We start from the raw sequence: 9226 nt of genomic DNA on the forward strand, positions 1-9226 counted from the left end.
ATTGTCAGGACGCCCCTCACGGCTGGATAGCCTTAAAAGGCAGACATGTGCGCACCTAATTTTTGACTGACTGATCATGATTACTAAGTTCGTCTAGAATATAATTCCTCAGTCAACGAATGTATACGCCTACCCAAATAAACAATTACTGAAAATTGCCAACTAAATCTTTTTTGAAATAACGATCAGTCCAACTAAAGCTAGGTAAAGACTTATCAACATCTTAAATCTAAACTAGCCGTGAGGTGTGGTCTGACAACGCTCAGCCATGAAATTACACTTAGCTGAGTGGTTTGCTCAGGTTAGTGTAAGGCCGAGTTTTGAGATTGCAAGTGGGTGTGAGCTCAAAACCGTGCCCATGGCGTTCCAGCGTTGTCAGCCCACTCTGGTAGGCGGATAAACGCGCACGGACAGCATCGTTATAGGAAATAATCAATTAAACTTTTAACGAGTACAACTATAAAAAAAGCATTACCAAGTAACCTCAACAGGCCACTTAGTAATGCTCAATAAATTAATTATAATTTTTAATTAGATGTATTGTAAGACACGCTCGTCGTTATAAGCCGCGTCAATCATACCTGAACCAAGACATTCCTCGCCGCGGTAGAAAACAACGGCTTGGCCTGGTGTAATCGCACGGACTGGATCGTCAAAGGTCACTCGTACTTGGGTGTGATCCTCGTTGAAGTGTACCGTAACACCTGAATCAGTCTGGCGGTAACGGAATTTCGCTGTGACGTGGAAATCATTGCCCAAATCCTCGTTAGTAACGAAATGTAAATCTGAAGCCTCAAGATAAGTCGCATAGAGGTGTGGATTATGGTAACCCTTACCCACGTATAGGATATTCTTCTTGAGATCCTTACCGATAACAAACCATGGCTCGTTATCCTCACCATCGCCACCGATTCCGAGACCACGACGCTGACCGATCGTGTAGTACATCAGACCAGCGTGCTCGCCCTTAACTTCACCTTCATCAGTCATCATCTTACCAGGCGTTGCTGGTAAATAATGGCCTAAGAATTCCTTGAAGTTCTTTTCGCCGATGAAACAGATCCCAACGGAATCCTTCTTCTTAGCCGTTGCTAAGCCAGCATTTAAAGCTAACTTACGAACATCAGGCTTGATCATCTCGCCAAGTGGGAACATCACCTTTTGCAAGGTCTCTGAGTCCAACTGACTTAAGAAGTACGTCTGATCCTTATTGCTGTCAACACCACGCAATAGGTGCATCGTGCCATCGTCATCATGCTGTAGGCGCGCATAGTGCCCAGTTGCAATATAATCAGCACCAAGGTCCATGGCGTAGTCTAAAAATGCCTTGAACTTAATCTCTTTGTTACAGATAACGTCGGGATTAGGTGTCCGGCCCTTCTTATATTCGTCTAAGAAGTATGTGAAGACACGGTCCCAATATTCCTTCTCAAAATTAATTGAGTAATATGGAATGCCGATTTTATCCGCAACCTTAGCAACGTCCTTATAATCTTCGGTCGCCGTACAGACACCATTTTCGTCCGTATCGTCCCAATTCTTCATAAAGACGCCCACCACGTCATAGCCTTGCTGCTTAAGCAATAAAGCTACCACGGATGAATCAACACCGCCACTCATGCCGACAACGACACGGGTTTTACTGTTATCAGTCATATTTGTTCACCATCATTTCCAAAAGATTCTGGAGAATCCACGATTTGAAGGTCGTACAAGTCCAGTATATTCCATTATAACAAAGAAAACGCCGGCTGCAAGCCAGGCGTTTCGTCATTAAACTTCGGTTAAAACATCACGCTCAATAAAGTTAGCCATGACAAACCGTAATTGTTCCACGGCTTCTGGATGAGCGTCATTTTTAAAGATATTGGCCCGCTGAGCACCGTTACCCGTGACCACTGCCATCTTGTAACCCGTCAGGTCAGCATCAACGGTCATTTTTAGCTTATAAGCTGCTTGATATGGTGACATTGGGTCCAATGAACGTTCAAGACTAAAAACCCCAGAACGCCCTTTAACAAAACCTAAATCCATCAACGTATATTTTTTGATTGTCTTACTCAACGCGTACGTTTTCGTATCGCCTTCAAGTTTAACTGTAGTTGTGTATGCCATTACCCGTACCCCCTATTTTTTTAAAATTCGGTTGACCGTACTAGTAAGCACCGTCACAAATTGGTCCAAGTCTTCGGTCGTCGTATAGCGGCCAAAACTTAATCGAATAGACTCCGCAATCCGTGCTGAGTTTTCGCCAAACATCGCAATTAAAACGTGTGAAGGTTCCAAACTACCCGCAGTACATGCGGACCCGCCTGACACAGCCACGCCGCCCAAGTCTAGATTAGTTTGGAGTGTGTAGGTTGAAATCCCCTTAATCCACAAGTTTAAAACGTGTTGCAAGGCATCTTCACCTAACGAACCGTTTACCTCAAAGTCAATACCGTTAGCCGTTAACTGATCAACAATATATTGTTTGAATTCATGGTACTTCGTTTGACGGTGGGCTTTTTCAGCAACTGTAAGTTCCTGAACCGCCGTTGCAAAACCAGCAATCGCCGGAATGTTTTCAGTTCCCGCACGCCGCTTGTCTTCCTGTTCGCCACCCTTAATATAACTGGGGAAGTTAACACCATTGTGCTTGTACAGGAAGCCTAAATATTTAGGCCCATTAATCTTATGAGCCGACGTCGACAACATGTCGATATGATCGCGTTGCACGTCAATATCCAACAAACCATAAGCCTGAACGGCATCCGTATGGAACCAAGCTTGATGGTCCTTCAACAGTTCACCAATCTCATGGATTGGCATCCGTGAGCCGACTTCGTTATTCCCCATCATGATCGAAACTAAGATCGTATCTGGGCGTAACGCAGCCTTAACGTCATCAACACTAATATTCCCGTGTTCATCAACGGGTAAATAAGTGACCTCAAAGCCGTGCTCTTCTAGGTACGCTGCAGACTTCAAGATAGCTTGATGTTCAATGGCCGTGGTAATAATGTGCTTACCCAAGTCTTGACGCGCCCAAGCCGTCTGAATAACTGCAGTATTGTCACCTTCCGTACCACCACTGGTAAAAATAATATCATCGTCAGCCGCGTTGATACTCTGCGCGATAATGTGACGACTGTCATCTAGCACTTCGCGAGCTGCACGCCCAAAAGCATGCGTGCTGGAAGCATTGCCAAAATTGTTCGTCATCTGATCTGTCATCTTTTCGATAACACTCGCCGCCATCGGGGTGGTTGCCGCGTTATCTAAGTAAACTTGCTTCATTACCTGATTCTTCCTTCTTCAAAAGCTGAATAGTTATCGTTTAATAGTTTATTTTTGAGCCGCGAATAAAGCTAATAGCATCGCTGCTGATTGTTTACCGGCTTCTAAAATAAATTCGTCAAAACTAACACCGGCGTTTTCATCACCAACGTCTGACATTGCCCGAATAACCACGTAAGGCGTGTTGAATTGATGACAAGCCTGACCAATAGCTGCGCCTTCCATTTCACTTGAAAGTGCATCTGGGAAATGTGCTAAGATGCGATCTGTAGCTTCTTTACCAGCAATAAATTGGTCACCAGAAACGACCAGCCCAGTCTTAGCATTCAAACCAGTTTGCTTAGCGGCTGCCATGATTTGGTCAACCCAGTTGGCATCCGTTTCGTAATACAAAGGTTGTTGTGGTAATTGGCCGTATTCGTAATCAAACGCCGTCGCGTCAACGTCATGGTAAGCCGTTGCACTAGCTACAACCACGTCGCCCACTGACAAACCCGCACCGATACCGCCGGCAGAACCAGAGTTGATCACGACATCTACATCAAAGTTAGTGATCATTAAAGCTGTCGTCATCCCGGCTTGGACTTTACCAATACCAGATTGAACTAACACAACCTCTTGACCGTCAATGGTACCGTCATAAAAAGTAATATCTTTAATCGCAACAACGCGTTCATCACGTAAAGCTTCCCGTAACGTTTTAAGTTCTTCTTCCATGGCGCAAATAATTCCAAATTTCATCTTAACTTAATCCTACTTTCTTATGGGGTAAAAAATAATATTAAAAACACAATAATAATTCCTAGCACTAGACCAGCAATGACCCAATTCAATTTACGAGCCATCCGTTTAGTCTTAACTTCCTCTAGTGCCCGAATATTTTCAGCAGCATAAGCTTGCCGTGAGGAACCCTCAGTACCTGAATCAGCCGGTTCTTCCTCAGTTGGTTCACTAGGCTGCGACTGACTCTGTTGTTGCCGGTACCTCTGACGGGTCATTTGATCGTCATCTGCCACTAAGCTTCAACTCCTAACTCGGGGTGACTCTGCCAGTACCAGATGGCCATCACCGTTTTTGCATCCTGAATCTGTCCCGTCCGGACTTGTTCAAGTGCCGTTGGTAAATCTAGCTTAATTAACGCAATCTGTTCATCGGGGTCCTGTGGTAATTTGGTCGTCACCGGTGTTAAACCAGTTGCCACGTAGAGTTTCATAAATTCATCCGTAAAACCGGGTGACGTGTAAAACTCAGCAACGACTTCTAAATGTTGTGCCGTCAAACGCGTTTCTTCGTTCAACTCACGCATCGCAGCGGCGTTCATATCTTCACCAGTTTCCACTTTACCCGCGGGAATTTCTAGTGTCAACCCGTTAACGGCTGCTCGCCACTGCTGCTCAACGATCATCTGACGTTCGGGTGTTACCATCAACACCGCAATTGCTGGCTGATGACGCACAATTTCGCGGGTCGCCGTGGTTTGATCCGGCATCGTGACTTGCTGACGTTCAACCTGCACTAGGTCGCCCTGATAAACCATCTGACGACTTTGAACGTGCTCTTCAAATTCCATCTTCCAAGAACCCCTTCCCAGTAGCATACTCTCTCAATAAGAATACCGATTTTCAGCACTGAATGCAATTTTGAACCTGATAAATAGGCCAATTTTAACGAACACTAACAAAAAGAGTGTGGTAAAAGTCGGTTAGTTGCTGAGTATAGCCTAGGAAGATGAATGATTGGGGCTTTCAATCGTTTGCTTTCCGTAGCTAGACGGAGGCAACTGGCTTTTATCACACGTTTCAACTATTAATATTCAGAATATAAAAAGAGGCCATGACTTATGTCACACCTCCCACGTCAAAACTAATTCTTATTATTAGGCTAACTGCGCCACAAAACCTTCATAAGCAGTTTGTTCGCCGGTTTCCGTTGCAGTAACGGCACTAAAATCATTGTCCAAGGCCGCACTCAATGACAACGTCACGATCCGGACAAACGTTGCGTTACCGATCAATTCCATCCAGTATTCTTCATCCGCACCTTGGTGGACAACGGTCTTAACCATGCCACCAGGATTCTTAACGTGAATTTCCTGATTGAAGTCAGTGCTGTCTTGATGCAATAAAACATACATCAGTGAAGAAGCTGACATTGCGGTCCCACAAGCATTAGTAAACCCAACGCCACGTTCAAAGGTCCGCACAAAGATCGAGTTGGCACCCAAAATTTCAACGAAGCTGACGTTAACGCCATCTGGGAAGATTGAATTCTTACCATCATTCATCCATTCACCGATACGGCCCAATTCAGGACCGACCAACGTGTCGTGGTCAACAAATGCGATCAAGTGAGGATTAGGCACAGCCACTGCTGAGAATTTCAAATCAGATGATAATTCTGGAATCACTTCATTAATAATTGTCGTGGCTTCATGATTAGCGTGCATGCCAATCTTTTCAGCTTCAAATGTGACTGGTGAGATTTCAACGCTGTAAGCAGGAACGTGTGCTGCAAAATCTGCAACTGCTTGGACCTTTAAGTCCGCATACATGGTTTGGACCCGGAAGTCCTCCTGGCTATTCTGAGTACCTAAGTAGCGAGCAACGGTCCGTAATCCATTACCACACATGCTAGCTTCGGTACCATCTGCATTAATGACCCGCATCCGCCCAAGTACTTGGGGATGTTCTGAGTGATCGACAACTAACACCCCATCGGCGCCTTCGTAGAGTCCCGCACCATCCCGTTTACAAATGTTAATTGCAAGTTGTTTCAAATCCGCATCAGATAATGGTTCTTGAAATTGGGTTTGATCCAATAAGTAAAAATCATTACCGGAACCGTGTACCTTGATCATTTTCACAGCCATCAGCATCCTATCTATATCAGTATTATTGTTATGGTCCTATTTTGCTACTTCATTATCATACTGGCTTTTTCATGAAAATTCAAATGCGAAGGACCATTTTACGTAAAAGGACTTTTACTCGCCGCCCACAGTCGCTAAAATTTGATTATTTATGTTGCGCCTGACGCTGTGCTAAGACTCGGTTGATCTTTTCGATTCTTAAAAATTGATTGAAGCGGACCGCTCCCCACAATAAGAGGTAAGCAACCACAAAAGTCCCCAAAAATGACCACGTGACGCCCCAATTGTTCAGCCACATCGTACCAGTAACCAGCGCTAAAGTGCCTGAAACATGTATCAGCAATGCCAATGGATAAGCTAAAGACTCACTATTGAAAATAAGTGTTAAACCGCCAATCAGTGCACTCATTAACAATACACTGATAATATTTCCTGCTGTTGGCAAGTTGGGTTGTATCCGCAGTGCCAATGCCACTAGATAGGCGACCGCCCCGTACCCACTACCACCGATCATGACGCGTAATAATGATTTCATCGCGACCTCCTATATTCCTAGACTCTGCATCAACGACTTAACGTACTTACGACTAACATCCGTTTTAACCTGATTAGCTAGGGACGCCGTCATATTACCAGAGAAGCTGTCGCTTAATGTAAATAGATGGTTGAGGTTCAAAATAGCGTGCTTTGAGACCTGAACAAAATCAGGATTGGCCAACCGCTTCTGTAAATGAACTAACGGCTCCTTACTTTTAATCACACCTGTCGCTGTATAGAGAAATAATTGTCCCTGCTGAATGTCCGCTAAAATAATATCCGCCGTCTTCACCATCATTAGACGATCACTCGTTTTTACGGGGAGTATTGCTGGCTGGCTTTGATCAAAATGGTCAATATACGCCATTAGCGTCAAAATATCGGCTTCTTGACTAGCCGCCTTAACGACGACTTCAGGATCAGTCACTGAAATATCTGATTGTTGTTCAAAGCGACTATGAATCACCGCTATCACCTCATCACTAACTTATTTTCCGCAATCGCCGGTGTTGACGCCATTGAGGCCACATCACAACTAACAGTCCACCGACAAAGATAAGTCCCATTATGTGATAAGTCTGGCTAAACGTCAATAATCCCGACCAGTTAAGTCTAATCCCCATTAAACGTTCAAAGTGCCGTTCTGCAGTTGTATGGGTTGTAAAAACCGTCTGCAACGTCTCCTTCATCAACAGTTGTCGATACAACGAAGCAACATAGCTCCCCGGCGTTAATTTGACGAGGGTCTGTGCAAACGTCGGTAGTGAACCCACTGGAATATAGATACCCACTAAGAAGCCAGCTGCCGTTCCTAGAATCGTTGCCAGTTTTCCCAAGTTATCCACGGAACGAACCCATCTTAAAATAACGGCGTTTACAACGGTTGCTAGTAGCGCACTGCTAATCATGACGCCAATAATTGCGGGTAATTGACTCCACGCAATCGTTAGACCGTCTGTCATGCTAAAGTAACCCCACATGCCGGCTAACATTAAACCCTGCATTAAAACACCAATCAACGCAGCACTAATCAGATAACTCAGTTGTAATTGTAACGGACCACTATCCGTCAGCATTAAGTCCATTTGAACCTGTTGCTCACGATCCCATACCAGTTGGTTTAGTCCTGCTAGCGTGGTTGAGATCCCCGTTAAAGCCAGCGTGCCACCAATTAACCAGCTATCTAGCAATTGATTGGTCTGTGGCAAGCTGGACCATTGCTGATGCATTCCCTGCTTTAAGAAGACCAAGTAAAGTCCGAAAGAGATCCCCGCGCTCATTAGTGAAAGTAGCACGCCGCTCCGATTTCGGAAATAGAGTAATAAATTACGTTTAATTAAGGCTAGCATCTTAAACCAACTCCTTTCCAGTAAGTGCCATAAAGGCTTCATCCATCGTTCCCGGGTGAAACTCGAAATTACTAATCAGTGAACGACAGTCATCCAATACTTGTAAGGCCGTTTCAGCATCTGGGACCAAACAAGTCACCACATTTGCTTGAGCTTGAACGGCTTGTCCTACTAATCTTGCTTTTGAGGCGAGCTTTTGTGGATCAGCTTGACCAGATGTCAAGATCAGCCGGTTCTGTGCGTATTGTTGCTTAATAGCTGCCGCCGTTCCATTGGCAATCACTTGTCCGGCCGCAACCACGTACACGTTATCGGCCGTATCCGCCTCATCTAAATAGTGTGTTGTCAAAATAATGGTCAGGTGTTGTGTTCGTTGTAACTCATGCAATAATTGCCAGATAGCCGTTCTAGTCTGAATATCCAAAGCAGTTGTCGGTTCATCTAAAAATAAAATTTCAGGTTGATTCAGTAAAGCCCGCGCAATATCCACCCGCCGTTTTTGCCCACCGGAAAGTGTGCCGTAGCGCTGCGATAAGAATTTCGTTAATCCTAACTGTTTACTTAACTCCTGAATTCGTCCACTTGGAATATGATGATATTGTTTAGCTCGAATACTGAGATTTTCCTGCACGGTTAGTTGGGCATCCAAGACACTAGTTTGAAAGACTACTCCCGGCTGCTTTGTCGTTTGATAAGTGATTTTGCCGGCACTTGGCGTCAATTGTCCAATCAGCATTTTGATCAATGTTGTTTTCCCCGCCCCATTGGGTCCCAAGATGGCGGTTAGACTGCCAGCCTCAATTTGTAAATCAATTCCATTGACCGCAACGTGGTGACCGTAAGTCTTAGTCAAATGTTTTGCTGTTAATAACATGTTTGCCAGCTCCTCTCGAATGGTGCTAGCATACTGCGACCCTCAGCCTTCCGTCTCGCAATCTTGGCTAAGTGGTTATTTGACGTCATCAAGTGGTTAAAAACACCTATCAAAATATGGCAAGCATTATCGGTTGCTGGCAATATTTACACGATTGATTCATTGACCCACCAGCCAAGAAAGCCACTTAAGCTTGCTAGAATGACCCCACAAAAGATTCTTGTTTAAATGAGCATCAATTTCTGTTTTACAAATTGATACTCATTTAAACAACACTTTACAAGAACTAAAGGTAATCTCTATTACCGCAGTATCAGT

Annotated in this window: 11 protein-coding genes; all 11 read right to left on the reverse strand. The window is 44.5% G+C overall.

Annotation, left to right across the window (positions count from 1 at the left end):
- Positions 1–531 precede the first annotated feature (531 nt).
- Entirely contained in the window at positions 532–1656 is a 1125-nt protein-coding gene (mnmA, locus tag ACG95_RS07840; RefSeq protein WP_048000009.1) for a tRNA 2-thiouridine(34) synthase MnmA, read from the reverse strand.
- A gap of 117 nt (positions 1657–1773) precedes the next feature.
- Positions 1774–2115: a DUF1831 domain-containing protein gene (locus ACG95_RS07845; RefSeq protein WP_048000010.1), complete on the reverse strand. Its 342-nt coding sequence runs from the start codon at positions 2113–2115 to the stop codon at positions 1774–1776.
- Between the two features lie 12 nt (positions 2116–2127).
- Positions 2128–3279 carry a cysteine desulfurase family protein gene (locus tag ACG95_RS07850; RefSeq protein WP_048000011.1) on the reverse strand — a complete coding sequence of 384 codons (1152 nt, stop codon included), beginning with the start codon at positions 3277–3279 and terminating at the stop codon, positions 2128–2130.
- 48 nt (positions 3280–3327) lie between these two features.
- The gene (locus ACG95_RS07855) at positions 3328–4020 is read right to left on the reverse strand and encodes a 5'-methylthioadenosine/adenosylhomocysteine nucleosidase (RefSeq protein ID WP_048000012.1); all 693 of its coding nucleotides are present in this window, start codon (positions 4018–4020) and stop codon (positions 3328–3330) included.
- Positions 4021–4040: 20 nt separating this feature from the next.
- The gene (locus ACG95_RS07860) at positions 4041–4295 is read right to left on the reverse strand and encodes a hypothetical protein (protein ID WP_048000013.1); all 255 of its coding nucleotides are present in this window, start codon (positions 4293–4295) and stop codon (positions 4041–4043) included.
- On the reverse strand, positions 4295–4849 hold the full coding sequence (locus ACG95_RS07865) for an NUDIX hydrolase (protein WP_048000014.1): 555 nt from the start codon (positions 4847–4849) through the stop codon (positions 4295–4297). Before ACG95_RS07865 ends, ACG95_RS07860 begins: the two co-directional genes overlap by 1 nt.
- 306 nt (positions 4850–5155) lie before the next feature.
- Complete coding sequence (gene dapF, locus ACG95_RS07870; RefSeq protein ID WP_082137335.1) at positions 5156–6148, reverse strand: diaminopimelate epimerase; 993 nt, start codon at positions 6146–6148, stop codon at positions 5156–5158.
- A gap of 145 nt (positions 6149–6293) precedes the next feature.
- Positions 6294–6683 carry a DUF3021 domain-containing protein gene (locus ACG95_RS07875; protein ID WP_048000016.1) on the reverse strand — a complete coding sequence of 130 codons (390 nt, stop codon included), beginning with the start codon at positions 6681–6683 and terminating at the stop codon, positions 6294–6296.
- Positions 6684–6692: 9 nt separating this feature from the next.
- Entirely contained in the window at positions 6693–7151 is a 459-nt protein-coding gene (locus tag ACG95_RS07880) for a LytTR family DNA-binding domain-containing protein (protein ID WP_053072739.1), read from the reverse strand.
- Positions 7152–7167: 16 nt separating this feature from the next.
- Positions 7168–8034, reverse strand: coding sequence for an ABC transporter permease (locus tag ACG95_RS07885; protein ID WP_048000017.1), 867 nt, complete (start codon positions 8032–8034; stop codon positions 7168–7170).
- Between the two features lies 1 nt (position 8035).
- Entirely contained in the window at positions 8036–8908 is an 873-nt protein-coding gene (locus tag ACG95_RS07890; RefSeq protein WP_048000018.1) for an ABC transporter ATP-binding protein, read from the reverse strand.
- Between the last annotated feature and the right edge of the window lie 318 nt (positions 8909–9226).

The organism is Lactiplantibacillus herbarum, assembly GCF_001039045.1.
Classification (GTDB): Bacteria; Bacillota; Bacilli; order Lactobacillales; family Lactobacillaceae; genus Lactiplantibacillus; species Lactiplantibacillus herbarum.

Coding starts and splice junctions, on each gene's coding strand:
- mnmA (WP_048000009.1), bottom strand. CDS start 1,656: ATGACTGATAACAGTAAAACCCGTGTCGTTGTCGGCATGAGTGGCGGT.
- ACG95_RS07845 (WP_048000010.1), bottom strand. CDS start 2,115: ATGGCATACACAACTACAGTTAAACTTGAAGGCGATACGAAAACGTAC.
- ACG95_RS07850 (WP_048000011.1), bottom strand. CDS start 3,279: ATGAAGCAAGTTTACTTAGATAACGCGGCAACCACCCCGATGGCGGCG.
- ACG95_RS07855 (WP_048000012.1), bottom strand. CDS start 4,020: ATGAAATTTGGAATTATTTGCGCCATGGAAGAAGAACTTAAAACGTTA.
- ACG95_RS07865 (WP_048000014.1), bottom strand. CDS start 4,849: ATGGAATTTGAAGAGCACGTTCAAAGTCGTCAGATGGTTTATCAGGGC.
- dapF (WP_082137335.1), bottom strand. CDS start 6,148: ATGGCTGTGAAAATGATCAAGGTACACGGTTCCGGTAATGATTTTTAC.
- ACG95_RS07875 (WP_048000016.1), bottom strand. CDS start 6,683: ATGAAATCATTATTACGCGTCATGATCGGTGGTAGTGGGTACGGGGCG.
- ACG95_RS07885 (WP_048000017.1), bottom strand. CDS start 8,034: ATGCTAGCCTTAATTAAACGTAATTTATTACTCTATTTCCGAAATCGG.
- ACG95_RS07890 (WP_048000018.1), bottom strand. CDS start 8,908: ATGTTATTAACAGCAAAACATTTGACTAAGACTTACGGTCACCACGTT.